Annotated in this window: 12 protein-coding genes; 8 read left to right on the plus strand and 4 right to left on the minus strand. The window is 68.6% G+C overall.

Translation table 11 applies throughout. From position 1 onward, the window contains the following. The first annotated feature begins 92 nt into the window (after positions 1-92). The gene (locus tag ACIRRY_RS01365) at positions 93-1,805 is read left to right on the plus strand and encodes a glycoside hydrolase family 6 protein (RefSeq protein ID WP_403966444.1); all 1,713 of its coding nucleotides are present in this window, start codon (positions 93-95) and stop codon (positions 1,803-1,805) included. A 105-nt stretch (positions 1,806-1,910) separates the two neighbouring features. Here ACIRRY_RS01365 and ACIRRY_RS01370 read toward each other — a convergent pair whose 3' ends face one another. Further along, positions 1,911-2,681 carry a phytanoyl-CoA dioxygenase family protein gene (locus tag ACIRRY_RS01370; RefSeq protein ID WP_403966447.1) on the minus strand — a complete coding sequence of 257 codons (771 nt, stop codon included), beginning with the start codon at positions 2,679-2,681 and terminating at the stop codon, positions 1,911-1,913. A 124-nt stretch (positions 2,682-2,805) separates the two neighbouring features. On the opposite strand from ACIRRY_RS01370, the gene ACIRRY_RS01375 reads away from it, so the two are divergent. Continuing rightward, positions 2,806-3,747, plus strand: a complete 942-nt coding sequence (locus ACIRRY_RS01375) for a methyltransferase (RefSeq protein WP_403966450.1) — start codon at positions 2,806-2,808, stop codon at positions 3,745-3,747. A gap of 88 nt (positions 3,748-3,835) precedes the next feature. Continuing rightward, positions 3,836-4,540 carry an SDR family oxidoreductase gene (locus ACIRRY_RS01380; RefSeq protein WP_403966453.1) on the plus strand — a complete coding sequence of 235 codons (705 nt, stop codon included), beginning with the start codon at positions 3,836-3,838 and terminating at the stop codon, positions 4,538-4,540. 81 nt (positions 4,541-4,621) lie between these two features. Here ACIRRY_RS01380 and ACIRRY_RS01385 read toward each other — a convergent pair whose 3' ends face one another. Both ACIRRY_RS01385 and ACIRRY_RS01390 read right to left on the minus strand, forming a co-directional pair. Then, positions 4,622-5,314 carry a glycoside hydrolase family 75 protein gene (locus ACIRRY_RS01385; RefSeq protein WP_403966456.1) on the minus strand — a complete coding sequence of 231 codons (693 nt, stop codon included), beginning with the start codon at positions 5,312-5,314 and terminating at the stop codon, positions 4,622-4,624. A 186-nt stretch (positions 5,315-5,500) separates the two neighbouring features. Beyond that, positions 5,501-6,337, minus strand: a complete 837-nt coding sequence (locus ACIRRY_RS01390) for an aldo/keto reductase (protein ID WP_403966458.1) — start codon at positions 6,335-6,337, stop codon at positions 5,501-5,503. Positions 6,338-6,899: 562 nt separating this feature from the next. Here ACIRRY_RS01390 and ACIRRY_RS01395 point away from each other — a divergent pair. Genes ACIRRY_RS01395 through ACIRRY_RS01415 form a run of 5 tightly spaced genes read left to right on the plus strand, consistent with a single transcriptional unit; the run spans position 6,900 to position 15,598 of the window. After that, on the plus strand, positions 6,900-8,081 hold the full coding sequence (locus ACIRRY_RS01395; RefSeq protein ID WP_403966461.1) for a glycoside hydrolase family 105 protein: 1,182 nt from the start codon (positions 6,900-6,902) through the stop codon (positions 8,079-8,081). A gap of 4 nt (positions 8,082-8,085) precedes the next feature. Beyond that, positions 8,086-8,874: a Tat pathway signal sequence domain protein gene (locus ACIRRY_RS01400; RefSeq protein ID WP_403966463.1), complete on the plus strand. Its 789-nt coding sequence runs from the start codon at positions 8,086-8,088 to the stop codon at positions 8,872-8,874. Between the two features lie 60 nt (positions 8,875-8,934). Then, positions 8,935-12,162, plus strand: a complete 3,228-nt coding sequence (locus tag ACIRRY_RS01405; RefSeq protein WP_403968292.1) for a glycosyl hydrolase family 28 protein — start codon at positions 8,935-8,937, stop codon at positions 12,160-12,162. Then, on the plus strand, positions 12,159-13,529 hold the full coding sequence (locus ACIRRY_RS01410; RefSeq protein ID WP_403966465.1) for a glycoside hydrolase family 27 protein: 1,371 nt from the start codon (positions 12,159-12,161) through the stop codon (positions 13,527-13,529). Before ACIRRY_RS01405 ends, ACIRRY_RS01410 begins: the two co-directional genes overlap by 4 nt. After that, positions 13,526-15,598, plus strand: a complete 2,073-nt coding sequence (locus tag ACIRRY_RS01415; protein ID WP_403966467.1) for a PQQ-dependent sugar dehydrogenase — start codon at positions 13,526-13,528, stop codon at positions 15,596-15,598. Before ACIRRY_RS01410 ends, ACIRRY_RS01415 begins: the two co-directional genes overlap by 4 nt. Before the next feature lie 29 nt (positions 15,599-15,627). Here the strand turns inward: ACIRRY_RS01415 and ACIRRY_RS01420 are convergent, their stop codons facing one another. After that, positions 15,628-17,454 carry an AMP-dependent synthetase/ligase gene (locus tag ACIRRY_RS01420; protein WP_403966469.1) on the minus strand — a complete coding sequence of 609 codons (1,827 nt, stop codon included), beginning with the start codon at positions 17,452-17,454 and terminating at the stop codon, positions 15,628-15,630. Positions 17,455-17,463: the final 9 nt, after the last annotated feature.

The following is a 17,463-nucleotide window of genomic DNA, read 5'->3' on the forward strand; positions in this document are numbered from 1 at the left end:
CACCGACTGCGCACATCGCGCATCACACATCGAACAGCGCACACCGCAGCACCCGCATCCAACTGCCTGAGCAGACAAGGAAACCCGTACTCATGAGCCGTACCAGAACAGCGTTGCTCGCTGCCTTGGTGCTCGTCGCCGGGGCCTCGGGGACGGCGGTCGCCGCCGCTCCCTCGGCGGACGTCGGCATCGCCGCTATCCCGTGCAGCGTCGACTACAAGGTGCAGAACCAGTGGGACACCGGCTTCACCGCCGCCGTCACGGTCACCAACAACTCGGCCGCCAAGTCGAGTTGGGCCGTGAAGTGGTCGTACGCCGGCAATCAGAAGGTCACCAGCGGCTGGAACGCGAAGATCAGTCAGAGCGGGACCGCCGTCACGGCGGCCAACGAGACCTACAACGGGAGCCTGGCGACCGGGAGTTCGGTCAGCTTCGGCTTCAACGCCTCCTACAGCGGCACCAACGCGCTCCCGACGACCTTCACCCTCGACGGCGTGACCTGCAACGTCGACGACGGCAGCGGCGGGGGAGGCGGTGGCGGCACCGATCCCGGTACGCGGGTCGACAACCCGTACGCGGGCGCCAAGGTGTACGTGAACCCGGAGTGGTCCGCGAAGGCCGCCGCCGAGACCGGTGGCAGCCGGATCTCCAGTCAGCCCACCGGCGTCTGGCTCGACCGCATCGCCGCCATCAACGGCGTGAACGGCGGGATGGGCCTGCGTGCCCACCTCGACGCGGCGCTCGCCCAGAAGGGCACCGGCCAGGAGGTCGTCCAACTCGTTGTCTACGACCTGCCCGGACGCGACTGCGCGGCCCTCGCCTCGAACGGAGAGCTCGGCCCGACCGAAATCGGGCGCTACGAGACCGAGTTCATCGACCCGATCGCCGCGATCCTCGCCGACACCAAGTACAGCTCGCTGCGGATCGTCACCACGATCGAGATCGACTCGCTGCCCAACCTCGTGACCAACACCGGCAGCAAGGCCACCGCCACCCCGCAGTGCGACACGATGCTCGCCAACGGCAACTACGTGAAGGGCGTCGGCTACGCGCTGAACAAGCTCGGCGCGATCCCCAACGTCTACAACTACATCGACGCCGGACACCACGGCTGGCTCGGCTGGGACGACAACTTCGCCCCCTCCGCGAACCTCTTCTACCAGGCCGCCAACGCCGAGGGCGCGACCGTCAACGACGTGGCCGGCTTCATCACCAACACCGCCAACTACAGCGCCCTGAAGGAGAACAACTTCACCATCAACGACAGCGTGAACGGTGTCTCCGTGCGCCAGTCCAAGTGGGTCGACTGGAACCGCTACGTCGACGAGCTGTCGTACGCCCAGGCGTTCCGCAGCCAGTTGGTGTCGGTGGGCTTCAACTCCGGTATCGGCATGCTGATCGACACGTCGAGGAACGGCTGGGGCGGGTCGGCCCGGCCCACCGGTCCGGGCGCGACCACCAGTGTGGACACGTATGTCGACGGTGGCCGCTACGACCGTCGTATCCAGGTCGGCAACTGGTGCAACCAGTCCGGAGCCGGCCTGGGCGAGCGCCCGCAGGCCGCACCCGCGACCGGGATCGACGCCTACGTGTGGATGAAGCCGCCGGGTGAGTCCGACGGCTCCAGCACCGCCATCGCCAACGACGAGGGCAAGGGCTTCGACCGCATGTGCGACCCGACGTACACGGGCAACGCGCGCAACGGCAACAACATGTCGGGTGCCTTGGCGAACGCCCCGCTGTCCGGGCACTGGTTCTCGGCACAGTTCCAGCAACTGATGGCGAACGCGTACCCGCCGCTGTAGATCGGATCCAGAAGGCGTCTACAGAAAGCGCCGACAGTAATCGGATACCGCATCGCACATGGCATACGCCTCCCGCGCCCCCGCGCCCCCTTGAGGGCGTGGGGGTCAGCCCTCGCCGGACAGACCCCGGCGGATCGCGAACTCCACCGCCGAGTAGTCGCCGTCGGGGCGGTCCAGCTCGAACGGGACCGCCGGATCCAGCGGCGGCTGCGCCAGGAAGCGGGGCCTCGTGCCGTGGTTCGGCTGGGCCGCGTGGACCAGGAAGGGGTGGCACAGGTACACGTCACCGGGGCTGCCGGTGGCGTACGCGAGCGGGCGGTGGGCGGTGGCCTTGGCCAAGTGAGGGCCGATCTCCAGACCGGACACCCCCGCCTCGCCGTACGGCTCCAGGAGCGGCGGCACATCGAGGTGGGAGCCGACGCGGATGCGGGTCGGGGCGTTCTCCTCGGTCACCTCGGTGAACAGGAACAGCATCAACAGCGCCCGGTCCCGCGAGCGGAGATTGGCGAACGGCCAGGTCTCGCCCTCGGGGGTGTAGCTCCCGTCGATGTGCCAGCCCGCGTCGTCGGGTTCGTCCTCGTGCGGGAAGCGCAGCGGGAAGGCGCCCAGGCCGTAGCGGGTCGCCCAGCGCCCCTCGCCGACCAGGAGGTCGAACGCGTCGTGCAGTGCGGGGGAGTTGGCGGCCGCGGCGAACGGGCCCTGTCCCATGCCCGGCACCCACACCACGGGATCCTTCCACGTGCCGGGGTCCTCCGCGTCGTAGCCCGTCTCCCGCCACAACAGCCGCGCGCAGTCCGCGGCGACGCGCGGCGGGAAGGCGTCCTCGATCTTCACGAACCCGTCTTCGAGAAAGCGTTCCACCATCACGTCGTCCATGCGGGCATGGTCGGCGACCGACGCCCTTCGCCGCACCTCATTTTTTGCCGCTTCGGCAAGGTGAGTGGCCGTCGAACGGTGCGTCGGCGCAGGCTGGCCGCACGCGGACGAGAGGCTGACCACCATGGCGCACGAGCACGACGAGAAGCACGCCCACCACGATGCGAAGCACACTCATCACGACGGGAAGCCCGCCCACCACCACGACCACACCGACATCGACTGGGCCGTCATGGGCCCGCTGCTGGAGACCCAGGCGGAGCTGTTCGCGCCGCTGTACGAGCGGGCGATGGCGTGGCTCGCGAAGGAGCGGACCGATCCGGGGCTGATCGTCGACGTGGGCAGCGGGCCCGGTGTGGTCGCCTGTCTGTTCGCGGAGACGTTCCCGGGTGCCCGGGTCGTCGCGGTGGACGGTTCCCGGCCGCTCCTGGAGCGGGCCCGCGCCCGTGCCGACCGACAGGGCTTCGGTGACCGGTTCGGCACGCTGGCCGGTGAACTGCCCGAGGTGCTGGCCGAGTTGGAGTACCCGGCCGACCTGCTGTGGGCCAGCCGCAGCCTGCACCACCTCGGTGACCAGCGCGCCGGTCTCGCCGCGTTCGCGGAGCGGCTCGCGCCCGGCGGCACCCTCGCCATCATGGAGGGCGGACTGCCGTACCGGTTCCTGCCGCGCGACTTCGGTATCGGCCGCCCGGGCCTCGAGGCGCGGATCGACGCGATCGAGGCCGAGTGGTTCGCGCAGATGCGCGCCGACCTCCCCGGCGCCGTCACCGAGACCGAGGACTGGCCCGCCCTCCTGACCTCGGCCGGCCTGAAGCACACCGGCAGCCGCAGCTTCCTCCTCGACCTGCCCGCTCCGGCCCCGGACCGCGTCCGCGCCTATGTCGCGACCTGGCTGACCCGCGTCCGTGACATCTACGGCGAGGCCCTGGACGCCGACGACCGGGCCACCCTCGACCGGCTCGTCGACCCCGACGACGCGGCGAGTGTGCACCGGCGCGCCGATGTGTTCGTGCTCGCCGCGCACACCGTGCACAGGGCGGTGCGGACGGGCGACAAGGGCCTGTGATCTCGGCGGCTTGACTTCGAGAGTGCTCGAGATGATGAACTGCACCTCCAATTGTGCGGAGTTCACCGACCCACGGGGGCCCATCATCATGAACGACAACTCTCACGTCGCGCTCATAACCGGCGGCGGCAGCGGGATCGGCGCCGCCGTCGCCCGCCAACTCCTCGGTGCCGGGGGCCGGGTGGCCGTCACCGGCCGCAGCGAGCAGCGGCTGTTCGCCTTCTCCGCCCAACTTGGCCACCCCGAGGGCCTGTTGACGATCCCCGGCAGTGCCGCCGAGTACGTCGAGGTGCAGGCCGCCGTGGAGACGACACTCAAACGGTTCGGGCGGCTGGACGCGGTCGTCGCCAACGCCGGGGTCGCCACCCACGACGCGGTGGCCGACGGCGACCCGGAGGGGTGGACCGAGATGGTGCTGACCAACGTCCTCGGTCCCGCCCTGCTCATCCGGGCGTCCGTCGACGCGCTGAAGCAGACACACGGCCGGATCGTGCTGATCGGCAGCGTCGCCGGCTTCGTGCACACGCCGGGGAACATCTACGGCGCGACCAAGTGGGCGATGACCGGTCTCGCCGAGAACACCCGGCGCCAGGTCACGGAGTTCGGCATCGGGGTGACCCTGGTCGCCCCGGGCCGGGTGGAGACCCCGTTCTGGGACGGCAACGGCAGTCTGCCGGCCGGTCATCTCCTCACCGCCGACCAGATCGCCGACACGATCCTGTGGTCGATCAGGCAGCCCGCCGGCGTCGACATCAACACCGTCGTCGTACGACCGATCGGACAGCCCAACTGACGTAGCCGCGCAACTCGCCGACAGGAAAGGCCCGTTGCCGCGATCAGTCGCGACAACGGGCCAACTCCCTTACGGAAGGCGTCAGTTGTTCTGCAGGAACTGCTTCGCGAGCTGGTCGCCCAGCGAGACCGCCGCGCTGTGGCTCTCGATGGGGGAGACCGTCGAGTTCTTGAACAGGATGTACGTCACGCCGGAGTCGGCGCCGCCGGTCGCCGGGTCGGGGTCGATGCCGAGGGCGCTGGCGGTGGCGTAGGAGGCCTCGCCGATGATGTTGGTGGGGCCGGTGTCGCCGACGACCGCGTACTCGACCTTGTTGTTGTAGATGACGGCGACCACACCGCCGCCCTTGATGCCGTAGCTGGAGTACTTCCAGATGCTGCTGGAGCTGGGCACCACGATGTAGGGCAGTGAATCCGCCTTCAGGGGCTGGCCGTTGGACTGGTGGAACGCGGTGTCGTCCTGGTACCACGGGTCGGCGTTCTCGTTGCACTTCGAGGTGCGCTGGCCGTCGCAGTCGATGTCCAGGTCGGCCTTCCAGAAGACGGCGCCGTTCTTGCCGCAGACCGGGATCGTGGCCGAAGTCTCGTCGTCGGTGCGGTACTTGCCGTTCGATATCTGCGAGCAGGACGTCACCTTGGAGAGCAGGCTGGCCGCGCTGACCGTGCCCTCCTGAGCCGACTTGGGGGTGGCGCCGGAGGCACTCGCGGGGAGCACTCCGGCGGCGAGGAGGGCGGCGCCTGAGGCCGCGGCGAGGGTCAGTGTTCGCATGCGCACTGTGGGGGACCCTTCTGTTAGGAAAGTTTCCTTACCGGGTGCGCAACAAGGTGCCCCGTCAGCATGCCCGCGTCAAGACCCTGGTACGAACCAAGTGGGCCGCGAGGACGGGAAAACGACGCGCCCCGGAGCCACAAGGCTCCGGGGCGCTCGCTCTACCTGGGGTTCGGGCCAAGTGCCCTGGATTCAGGCCGCGTTGAACGTCGACGGGTCGGGACCCAGCCGGCGGTCCTCGTTCAGCGCGCTGATCGCCGCGAGGTCCTCGGTGTCCAGGCTGAAGTCGAAGACCTCGATGTTCTCCTTGATCCGCGACGGCGTCACGGACTTGGGGATCACCACGTTGCCGAGCTGGATGTGCCAGCGCAGCACCACCTGGGCCGGGGTGCGGCCGTGCTTCTGGGCGATGGCGACGATCGCCGGGACCTCCAGGAGGCCCTTGCCCGAGCCGAGCGGCGACCAGGCCTCGGTCGCGATGCCCTGCTCCGCCTGGTACTCGCGCCCCGCCCGCTGCTGGAGCTGCGGGTGCAGCTCGATCTGGTCGACCGCCGGGATGACCGAGGTCTCCGCGATCAGCCGGGCCAGGTGGTCGGGCTCGAAGTTGGAGACGCCGATGGCGCGCACGCGGCCGTCCGCGTGCAGCTTCTCGAACGCCTTGTAGCTGTCGACGTACTTGTCCCGGGCCGGGGTGGGCCAGTGGATCAGATACAGATCCAGGTACTCCAGGCCGAGCTTCGCCAGCGACACGTCGAACGCGCGCAGGGTGGCGTCGTACCCCTGGTCGGCGTTCCAGAGCTTGGTGGTGACGAAGAGGTCCTCGCGCGGGACGCCGGACGCGGCGATGGCCTTTCCGGTGCCCTCTTCGTTGCCGTAGATCGCAGCGGTGTCGATGCTGCGGTACCCGGCCTCGAGCGCGGTGGCCACCGCCCGCTCCGCCTCGTCGTCCGGCACCTGCCAGACGCCGAAGCCCAGCTGGGGCATCTCGACACCGTTGTTGAGGATGATCGGGGGGACCTTGCTGCTCACGAGCTCTCGATCCTTCAGTCGTCGGTTGGTACTCACATCGTCAACGATCACGGGCCGCGCCGCATTCCTGACCGCGAGATCCGGCCGGACCGATCGGCGGACAGGTGCCGTCGGTCGAAGATCGGCGAGAAATGCATCCGACCTTATTCGGTCCGGACCATTGACCGCGGACCGTCATGCCGCAACCCTGAATCACGCCGCGGGACGTGTCCGTGAACGCGATACGCCCATGTGAACACCCGCTCCTGTCTGTGCTCTGAGACCCCCCACCCCTCAGGAGAGCAGGTATGCGCACACGAGCAGGGTGCTGTCCGGGATCTTGTGGACGGCACATCGTATGCAGGAAACATCGGATGAAAAGGTGTGGTGAAGGCCTCGCTGACCACGGGCCCGCACACCGAACGGACCGGCGACACCGGGCAGGTGCTTCCTCGTTCCGACCGACTGATCGGTCGGTCAATAGCGGGGACGGCCGACGCGGCGGTCCCGCGCACCGGGCCCGAGCCGGAGCCCGCGAACCCGCACGGTCCGCCCGAACCGACCGAGCCCGAAAGGGAGGAACATGAGACGCCGACGCCTCCGAACAGCCTTGACCGCGGTGGCCCTCACCGCCGCCACGGCCACCCTGACCGGAGCGGCCCCACCGCTCGCGACGGCGCCGGCGACGAGCCGCCCGGCCGCCGCGCCCGACTGGTCCGCGGCCGTGGTCGACTCCACGACGGCCCGCTACACACCGAGCACCATCGGCGGCTGGTCGTACCCGGTCGGCCTCTACCTCTACGGCCAGTACCTCACCTACCAGCGCACCCACGACGCCCGCTACCTGACCTACATCAAGAGCTACGTCGACCGTTTCGTGAAGAGCGACGGCTCCATCGCCCAGTCCTTCGACAGCCTCGACAGCATGCAGGCCGGCCGCCTCCTGGTGATCCTGCACCACGAGACCGGCCAGGACCGCTACCGCAAGGCCGCCAAGAAGATCCGCGACCGCCTCGACACCTACCCGCGCACGAGCGACGGCGGCTTCTGGCACGCCGACAGCAGCAGCCGCGCCCATCAACTCTGGGCGGACGGCGTCTACATGGTGAACCCGTTCCTCGTCGAGTACGGCAAGGAGTTCGGCGACAGCGCGTACACGAACGACGAGGCGTCCAAGCAACTCTACGTCTACGGCAGTCATCTCCAGGTCGCGAACGGCCTGTTGAAGCACGCCTACGACGAGTCGCGCACCGCGAGCTGGGCCGATCCGGGCACCGGACTCGCGCCGGAACACTGGTGCAGGGCGGTCGGCTGGTACGCGATGGCCATCACGAACGTCCTCGACGCACTCCCCGCCGACCACCCGCGACGGCCCCAACTCCTCGCCGTCTTCCGCCGGTTGGCGGCCGGACTGGAGAAGTACCAGGACCCGGCGACCGGCCGCTGGTTCCAGGTCATGGACAAGGGCGCCCGCAGCGACAACTGGACCGAGACCTCCTGCTCCAGCATGTTCACCTACGCCCTCTCACGCGGCGCCCAACAGGGCTACCTGGACCGGCACTTCGCCGACGTCGCCCGGCGCGGCTACGAGGGCGTCCTCGCGAAGCTCTCGGTCGGATCCGACGGTCGCACCGACCTCACCGACATCTCCGTCGGCACGAACGTCGGCGACTACGCGTACTACGCCGCCCGCACCAGGGCCGTGAACGACTTCCACGGCCTGGGCGCCTTCCTGATCATGAACGAACAGCTGCGAGGTGATTAGTGTCATGAGCGCGTCCAGAAGGGCGGTTCTCGGAGCCGCTCTCGGCGGAGCCGCCGGCGCGGCGGTCGGCCTGTCGGCCGTCACCCCCGCGTACGCGGCTTCCTGGCAGCAGAAGTGGGCGCCGACCGCGACCGGCGACGGCCTCGGAGCCTTCGAGACCGTCGAGGACGACCGCGCCGACTCGCACCCAGCCGGGCACCCGCACATCTACGCCACCGGAGACAACTGGCGCTTCAACATCCATACGGTCGACCGCGACACGTCGACCGACCGGCAGCGCCAGGAGGTCACCGGTCTGCGCACCGGCAGCAGCAGCTACCTCAAGTGGACCCAGGGGCAGACCTGGCGGATCACGTACTCGATGTACATCCCCAGCTCCCTGAAGGCGACCACGACCTTCACGCACATCATGCAGATGAAGCAGCCCGGCAGCGGGACCTCGCCGATCGTCGTGCAGTCCCTGCGGCGTGTGAACGGCGTGCAGACCATCGAGTTGAACCTGCCGATCGCCGGTGTCCTGGTCGGCCGCACCGACCTCGATCCGCTGCACGACCGCTGGACCGACGTCGACTTCCAGATCAAGGTCGGCGACGGCACGGCCGGTTCGGTCCGCTGGATCCTCAAGTCCGGCTCCACGACCGTGATCGACAAGTCGCGGACCGGCGTCGACACCTTCCTCGCCGACCGCGTGCGCCCCAAGTGGGGCATCTACCGCTCCCTCGGCGACACCTCCGGGTCCCTTCAGAACACCTACCTCCTGCTCACCGATCTCCGCGGCTACCAACTCGTGTGAGGAGCCCGTTCCGTGAAACCCCCCACGAAGTCCCGCATGAAGTCCCGCCTGAAACCACCCATGTACGAACGCAGTTGGGCGGCGAGCGTGTTCTTCGCGTTCGCCGTCGTCCTCGGCCTCGCCCACCCCTCGGCCCTCGCCGCGGCACCTCCCGCACCGCACGCCGCCGTGTACGACGTACGCGACTACGGCGCCAAGGGCGACGGTTCCGCCAACGACACCCCGGCCGTCAACAAGGCCATCACGGCGGCCAGTTCGGCCGGCGGCGGCACGGTCCGCTTCCCCGTCGGCACCTACAAGTCCAAGAACACCATCCACATGAAGAGCAACGTGACGCTCCAGGTCGACACCGGCGCCACGATCCAGGGCTCGTCCGCGGACACCTACGACGCCCCCGAGGCCAACCCGTACGACCAGTACCAGGACTACGGCCACAGCCACTTCCACAACGCGATGATCTACGGCGACCGGCTCACGAACATCGGCTTCGTCGGCGGCGGAGTCATCGACGGGCTCGGCAACCTGATCACCGGCAACCCCAAGTCCGGCGAGGCCGACAAGATCCTCTCGCTGACACGCTGCGACGGACTCCGGATCGGCGACGGACTCACCCTGCGCCGGGGCGGCCACTTCGCCGCGCTGATCAACGGCTGCACGAACGTCACCTCGGACCGTCTGACCATCGACACCGCGAGCGACCGCGACGGCTGGAACATCATCTCGACGACGAACGTCACCGTCACCGATGCCAGCATCAAGGCCAACGACGACGCGCTCGTCTTCAAGAGCGACTACGCACTCGGCGCCAAACTCCCCAACGGCCATGTCCGGGTGAGCGATTCGTATCTGTCGGCCAAGTGCTGCAACGCCCTGATGTTCGGCTCCGAGACCTGTGGCGACTTCTCGGACTACCAGTTCCAGAAGATCCGGATCGAGGGCGCCGACAAGTCCGGCCTCGGCATGGTCTCCATGGACGGCGCGAAGATCTCCGACGTCCACTACCGAGACATCACCATGACCGGCGTCCACTCGCCGATCATGGAGAAGATCGGCACCCGAAAGCGCTGCGGCAACAGTCCGGGCGTCGGTTCGATCAGTGATGTCACCTACGACAACATCACGGCCACCGGCACCAGCCCCTCCTTCAGCCCGACTCTGTGGGGCGAGACCGGTCACCGGATCAGCGGGATCACGTTCACGAACGTCGACATCACGGTCCCCGGTGGCAACGGCACCATGTCCACCGGCGTGCCGGGCAACGACCCCAAGGACTACAACCCGAAGGCCATCGGCACCCGGCCGGCCTACGGCTGGTATCTGCACAACGCCGACAACGTCCAATTCACCGACAGCGCAGTGAAGTTCGCGGCGAACGACGGCCGACCGGCGGTCGTCGCCAACGCGGCGAGCGGCATCCGGTTCACCGGCTTCACCGCCCAGCGCGGCACCGGCTCGCCCTACGACCTGGGCTTCCAGGACGTGAACGGCTACTGCGTGAGCGGCGCCGGTGCGCCGCGCGTGTCGAGCACCGGCTCCAGCGAGAACTGCGCGCCCACGAACACCCGCTCGCCCGGTGCCGCCGCACGCCCCCTGGACCTGGAGAACCCCCGCCAGGCCTTCCTCCGAGGCTCCGTCGGCGGCCTCTTCCTGCACTGGGGCCTGCGTACCGCGCCCGGCCACACGAGTTGCAGTACCTGGGAGAGTGACGTCACCAATGGCGGCTGGACCCCCGACTACTGGGTGAACGAGGCGCAGAAACTGCATACGCAATACCTCGTACTGGCGACCTTCCACAGCCGCCTGGGCTACGCCCGCCCCTGGCCCTCGAAGATCCCCGGCTCCTGCTCCACCAAGCGGGACTTCGTCGGTGAGCTGATCACCGCCGCGAAGGCGAAGGGCATGAAGGTCATCCTCTACATGACCGACGACCCCCAGTGGCACGCCGACGGCGGTCACGAGTGGCTCGACTCGGCCGCCTACTCCGCGTACAAGGGCCAGAGCGTCGACCTGACCACCCGCGACGGCTTCGGGCAGTTCAGCTACGACAACTTCTTCGAGGTCATGGACCGTTACCCCGACCTCGGCGGCTTCTGGATCGACAACGACAACGCGTACTGGGAGAGCCACGACCTCTACCAGCAGATCTACCAGAAGCGTCCGAACTACACGCTCAGCAACAACAACGAAGACACCCCGATCATGGACATGATCAGCAACGAGCAGAAGACGGGAATGTCGCCCGCATACGATTACCCGCAGGCTGTATACACCGCACAACCCCGCCTGACGGAAGCCGACTTCAAGCTCCCGTCGACCGGCGCCTGGTGGTACGACGGCTCCGACCCGGCCGTGGACCGGGCCCTCACCCTCGGCCGGCTGGTCACCAACGCCGGTTCCTCGGTGAAGGCGCTGATGGCGGAGACCGCCCAGGTCAACGGCAAGTTCCCGGCCAACCAGGCCGCCTTCAACACCTTCGCGAACTCCTACCTCGACCCCATCTGGGAGTCCCTGCACGGCACCGAGGGCGGCGGCTACATGTACGGCGGCCTCAAACCCGGCTTCTGGAACGACGGCGCCCACGGCGTCACCACGATCAACCGCAGCGACCCGAACCTCCAGTACATCCACGTTCTGACCCCGCCCAGTACCAGCACCCTGCGCATCCGCGACAACGGCTACCGCATCGCCTCCGTCACCAACCTCCGTACCGGAGCGGCAATTTCGTGGTCCCAGTCCGGCGGAGTGCTCACGCTCAGCGGCCTCGGCGGCTGGGACCCGTACGACACCGTCTTCAAGGTCACGGCCGTCGGCCGCCAGGGCATCCTGTCCGGCGTCACCGTGAGCGCGAGCGCCTCGGCGAGCGGACACGCGGGTTCGGCCGCGGGGGACGGGAGTTACCTCACCTACTGGGACAACAACAAGACGCTGCCCGTCAACCTCACCTTCGACCTGGGCAGTTCGAAGAAGGTGCAGTACATCGGCCTCAACCAGCGCGAGGACTCCGTGGCCTACGCCCGCTCCGACACCGAGCAGTCGGCGCGGATCAAGGCGTACAAGGTGTTCCTGAGCAGCGACGGCACCACCTGGGGGAGCGCGGTCAAGACCGGCGAGCTCCCAAGTCGGCGCGGAATCCAGGGCATTGACCTCACCGCCGCCGGAGCTCGCTACGTCCGCCTCGAAGTCGACTCCACCTGGGCCGCCGCCACCGACACCACCCGCTACAAGCGGCTGCGGATCGACGAGGCCTGGATCGGCACCTCCTACGCGACCCCCGGAGGATCGTCATGACACACATCGGACCCAGACCGTTCGTGGCGGCGCTCGCCGGGCTGCTGGCCGCCTCCGCGCTTCCCCTCCTGAGCGGCCCGACCCCGGCCGCGGCCTCCGACAACGGCCAGTCCGCCCGGCCGGCCATGGGCTGGAGCAGTTGGAGCTACGTCCGCCGCACCCCCACCGAGGCCAAGATCAAGGCCCAGGCCGACGCCCTGGTGGCGAGCGGCCTCAAGGACCACGGCTTCGTGTACGTCAACCTCGACGACTTCTGGCAGAAGTGCGACGCGGGCGGCTTCACCGTGGACTCCTACGGCCGTTGGGCCGTCGACACGGCCAAGTTCCCTTCCGGGATCAAGGCGTTGGCCGACTACATCCACTCCAAGGGACTCAAGTTCGGCTTCTACGTCACGCCGGGCATCGCCAAGAACGCGGTCACCGCGAACACGCCGATCGAGGGCACCTCGTACCACGCGAAGGACATCGCGGACACGACCAGGACCGAGAAGAACTACAACTGCAAGAACATGTACTACATCGACTACGGGAAGCCGGGCGCGCAGGAGTTCGTCAACTCGTGGGCGAAACAGTTCGCTTCGTGGGGCGTCGACTACCTGAAGATCGACGGCGTGGGCAGCGCCGACATCTCCGACGTCCAGGCCTGGGACAAGGCGCTGCGGGCGAGCGGACGGCCCGTCAACTTCGCGCTCTCCAACAACCTTCCGATCGCGGACGCCGCCACCTGGCGTCAGTACGCGAACAGTTGGCGCACCCAGGGCGACGTCGAGTGCTACTGCGGACCCGGCGCCAACGGCAGCGGCTATCCGCTCACCGACTGGTCGCACGTCTCCGCGCGCTTCAACACCGCCGCGTCCTGGCAGCCGTACGCCGGGCCGGGCGGCTGGAACGACCTGGACTCGCTGGAGGTGGGCAACGGCGACCAGGTGGGTCTGACGGCCGACCAGCGGCGCGCGCACTTCACCCTGTGGGCGATGGCGGGATCACCCCTGCTGCTCGGCACCGACGTCACCCACCTCGACCCCGTCGACAAGGCGATGCTCACCAACGACCGTCTCATCGGCGTCGATCAGGACGGCGTCGCCGCGAAACGCGTGGTGAACAGCGGCGTGAAGCAGGTCTGGAGCAAGCGCGAGAGCAGCGGCGCCTATGTGGTCGCGCTGTTCAACACCGGTACGTCCGGCAGTGCGACGATCTCCGTGAACTGGTCGCAGGTCGGCTTCACCGGCTCAGGCGACGTCACCGACCTCTGGTCCGGCTCCCACAAGGGCACGATCGCGGACTCGTACAGCGCGACGCTACGGCCGGGCGAGACCCGCCTGATCCGTGTGAACCCGGTCAACACCACCCTGAGGGGGCACTCATGACACGCGGCAGAACACCGGCGCGGGGCCGGGGCACACGGCGCCTCTCCCCGGCCGTCTCCCTCGCCCTCAGCCTGGCCCTCGCCGTGCCGCTCGCCGGTCTCGCCGGCCCCGCCGCGCAGGCGGCGACCACCGACTACCAGGCCGAGGACGCCACCGTCGTCCAGGGCACCGTGGCCACCAACCACACCGGCTACACGGGCACGGGCTTCGTCGACTACACCAACGTCACCGGCTCGTATGTGGAGTTCACGGTGAGCGCCACCGCCGCCGGCACCGCGTCGGTCGCCCTTCGATACGCCAACGGCACCGCTGTGGACCGCCCGTTGGACATCTCCGTCAACGGTACGGTCGTCGCGTCCGCCGTCTCCTTCCCGGCCACCGCCGACTGGAACACCTGGGCGACGAAGACCGTGAACGTCCCGCTGACGGCCGGCACCGACAGGATCCGGGCGACCGCGACCACCGCGAACGGCGGCCCCAACCTCGACCGGATCAGCGTCGGCACCGCGACCGACGCACAGGCCCCCACCCGTCCCGGGCAGCCCAGTTGCTCGGACATCGGCGAGGACGGCCTCACACTGACCTGGGGCGCGTCGACCGACAACGTGGGCGTCACGGCGTACGACCTCTACGAGCACGGCAACAAGATCGGTGAGGCGCCCGGGAGTTCGACCGGCAAGGCCCTCACCGGGCTCACCCCGAACACCACCTACGACCTCACCGTCATCGCCCGGGACGCGGCCGGAAACACCTCGCCCGCCAGCCCGGTGGTCGACTGCACGACGAAACCCAGCTCCGACACCACCCCGCCCACCCGGCCCGGTACTTTGTCGACCGCCGACATCACATCGAATACGGTCGACCTCGCCTGGGGCGCGTCCACCGACGACCGATCGGTTATCGCATACGACATCCGCAGCGGGGACACCGTCTACAAGACGGTCACCACCGGCACCTCGACCACCCTTACCGGCCTGGCCTGCGACAGCCCGTACACGCTGAACGTCGTGGCCCGGGACGCGGCCGGCAACCTCTCCGAGCAGAGCAACACCGTCACCTTCAGCACGAAGGCCTGCGCGACCGACGGCGGAGTCCCGTCGTCCGTCGCCACCCTCTCCACCGGCTGGACCATCCCGTGGGGCACCTACTGGATGCCCGACGGCCAGAGCGCCCTCGTCACCGAGCGGGACGACTTCCGGGTCTGGAAGACGACCAAGGACGGCACCCGGACCCAGGTCGGCACCGTGCCCAACGCCGTCACCACCAACGGCGAGGGCGGTCTGCTCGGCGTCGCGGTCGACCCGAAGTGGGCCACGAACCACTACGTCTACTTCATGCACACCGCGTCCGAGGGCAACCGCGTCGTCCGCATGACGTACAACGGCACCACCCTCACCGGCTACACGGTCCTCCTCCAGGGCATCAAGAAGAACCGCTACCACAACGGCGGCCGCCTCGCCTTCGGCCCCGACGGCTACCTCTACGTCTCCACCGGCGAGGCCCAGACGCCCGACCTCGCCCAGGACAAGACCTCCCTCAACGGCAAGATCCTGCGCATGACGACGGACGGCAAGGCGGCCCCCGGCAACCCGTTCGGCAACTACGTCTACTCGTACGGCCATCGCAACCCGCAGGGCCTCGCCTTCGACCGCAACGGCCGCCTGTGGGAAGCGGAGTTCGGCAACAGCTCCAAGGACGAACTCAACCTCATCAAACCGGGCGCCAACTACGGCTGGCCCACCTGCGAAGGGACGTGCAGCGTCGCCGGCATGACCAACCCGAAGGCCACCTGGAACGTCAACGAGGCCTCGCCCAGCGGAATCGCGATCGTCCGCAACGTCGTCTACATGGCATCCCTGCGCGGCGAACGCCTGTGGCGGGTCCCGATCAACGGCGACAACGAGAGCGTCGGCACCCCGACGGCGTACTACGTCGGAACGTACGGACGTCTGCGCACGGTCACCAAGGTCCCGGGTGCCGACCAGTTGTGGCTCTCGACCACCAACTGCGACAACAACGGCAACCAGGCGGACGGCTCCGACAAGATCCTCCGCGTCGACATCGGTTAGGGGTCGACATCGGTTGGGGGAAGGGGGGTTCAGGCCCGGTACAGCGCCTCGACCTCGTTCGCGTACGTGTTCTCGATGGCCTTGCGCTTCAGCTTCAGGGACGGGGTCAGCAGACCGTGTTCCTCGGTGAACGGCTGGGCCAGTATCCGGAAGGTGCGGATCGACTCGGCCTGTGAGACCAGGGTGTTGGCGGCCACCACCGCGCGCCGCACCTCGGCCTCCAGGTCGGAGTCCCGCACCAACTGGGCCGGGGACATCTGCGGCTTGCCGCGCATGGTGAGCCAGTGCTCGACGGCCTCGTGGTCGAGGGTGACGAGCGCCGCGATGTAGGGGCGGTCGTTGCCGACGACGATGCACTGCGAGACCAGCGGATGGTCCCGCACCCGCTCCTCCAGGAGCCCGGGCGCGACGCTCTTGCCGCCGGAGGTCACCAGGATCTCCTTCTTGCGCCCGGTGATGGTCAGATAGCCGTCCTCGTCGAGGGAGCCCAGGTCACCGGTGGCGAGCCAGCCGTCGTGCAGGGTCTCGTCGGTCGCCTTCTGGTTGTTGAGATAACCCTGGAAGACGTTGGGGCCGTTCAGCCAGATCTCACCGTCGTCCGCGATGTGCACGGTGACCCCCGGGACGGCCTGGCCGACCGTGCCGTAGCGGGTGCGCCCGGGCGGGTTGGCGGTCGCGGCGGCCGTCGACTCGGTGAGGCCGTAGCCCTCGTAGATCTGCACGCCCGCCCCGGCGAAGAACAGTCCGAGGCGGCGATCCATGGCCGACCCGCCGGACATGGCGTTGCGGATCCGGCCGCCCATCGCGGCCCGCACCTTGGAGTAGACGAGTTTGTCGAAGAGCTGGTGCTGCATCCGCAGCCCGGCGGACGGGCCGGGGCCGATGCCCCAGGCCTTCTCCTCGACCGCGTCCGCGTACTTCACCGCGATCTCGACGGCCTTCTCGAACGGCCCGGCCTTGCCGTCCTTCTCGGCCTTGCGGCGGGCCGCGTTGAAGACCTTCTCGAAGATGTACGGCACGGCCAGGATGAACGTCGGCCGGAACGCGACCAGGTCGGGCAGCAGCGCGGCGGCGTTGAGCTGCGGCTGGTGGCCGAAACGCACCCCGCCGCGGATCGCCGCGACCTGCACCATCCGCCCGAAGACGTGCGCCAGCGGCAGGAACAGCAGGGTCGCCGCCTCGTCGCCCTTCTTCGAGTGGAAGACGGACTCCCAGCGGTCGATGACCGTGTCCGCCTCGTACATGAAGTTGCCGTGCGAGATGACACAGCCCTTGGGGCGTCCGGTGGTGCCCGACGTGTAGATGATCGTCGCGGTCGAGTCCGGGGTGACGGCCTGGCGGTGCCGGTGCACCACCTCGTCCTCGATGTGCGCGCCCGCGTCGTACAACTCCTGCACGGCGCCCGTGTCCAACTGCCACAGTTGGTGCAGCGCGGGAAGCCGGTCGATGACGGTGGCGATGGTCATCGCGTGGTCCTCGTGCTCGACCATGGCCGCCGAGACCTGCGCGTCGTGCAGCATCCAGAAGCACTGCTCGGCCGACGACGTGGGATAGACCGGCACCACCTGGGCGCCGATCGTCCACAGCGCGAAGTCGAACAGCGTCCACTCGTAGCGGGTGCGGGACATGATCGCGACCCGGTCGCCGAAGCGGACGCCCTGCGCGAGCAGGCCCTTGGCGAGCGCGAGGACCTCGTCGCGGAACTCGGCGGCGGTCACGTCCCGCCACTCGCCCTGCTCGTCCTTGCGGCCGAGGGAGACATGGAGGGGGTCGTTCCGGGCACGCTCGAACACGACGTCGGCCAGACCGCCCACCGGCGGTGCCAACGCCAACGGAGGGTTGTTGAACTCGCGCAAACCCCGCTC

It is taken from the genome of Streptomyces sp. NPDC101776 (assembly GCF_044766845.1).
GTDB lineage: Bacteria > Actinomycetota > Actinomycetes > Streptomycetales > Streptomycetaceae > Streptomyces.

What these genes read in the sequence shown, in the direction of transcription:
- ACIRRY_RS01365 (WP_403966444.1), top strand. Translation starts at nt 93, where the DNA reads ATGAGCCGTACCAGAACAGCGTTGCTCGCTGCCTTGGTGCTCGTCGCC.
- ACIRRY_RS01370 (WP_403966447.1), bottom strand. Translation starts at nt 2,681, where the DNA reads ATGGACGACGTGATGGTGGAACGCTTTCTCGAAGACGGGTTCGTGAAG.
- ACIRRY_RS01375 (WP_403966450.1), top strand. Translation starts at nt 2,806, where the DNA reads ATGGCGCACGAGCACGACGAGAAGCACGCCCACCACGATGCGAAGCAC.
- ACIRRY_RS01380 (WP_403966453.1), top strand. Translation starts at nt 3,836, where the DNA reads ATGAACGACAACTCTCACGTCGCGCTCATAACCGGCGGCGGCAGCGGG.
- ACIRRY_RS01395 (WP_403966461.1), top strand. Translation starts at nt 6,900, where the DNA reads ATGAGACGCCGACGCCTCCGAACAGCCTTGACCGCGGTGGCCCTCACC.
- ACIRRY_RS01400 (WP_403966463.1), top strand. Translation starts at nt 8,086, where the DNA reads ATGAGCGCGTCCAGAAGGGCGGTTCTCGGAGCCGCTCTCGGCGGAGCC.
- ACIRRY_RS01405 (WP_403968292.1), top strand. Translation starts at nt 8,935, where the DNA reads ATGTACGAACGCAGTTGGGCGGCGAGCGTGTTCTTCGCGTTCGCCGTC.
- ACIRRY_RS01410 (WP_403966465.1), top strand. Translation starts at nt 12,159, where the DNA reads ATGACACACATCGGACCCAGACCGTTCGTGGCGGCGCTCGCCGGGCTG.
- ACIRRY_RS01415 (WP_403966467.1), top strand. Translation starts at nt 13,526, where the DNA reads ATGACACGCGGCAGAACACCGGCGCGGGGCCGGGGCACACGGCGCCTC.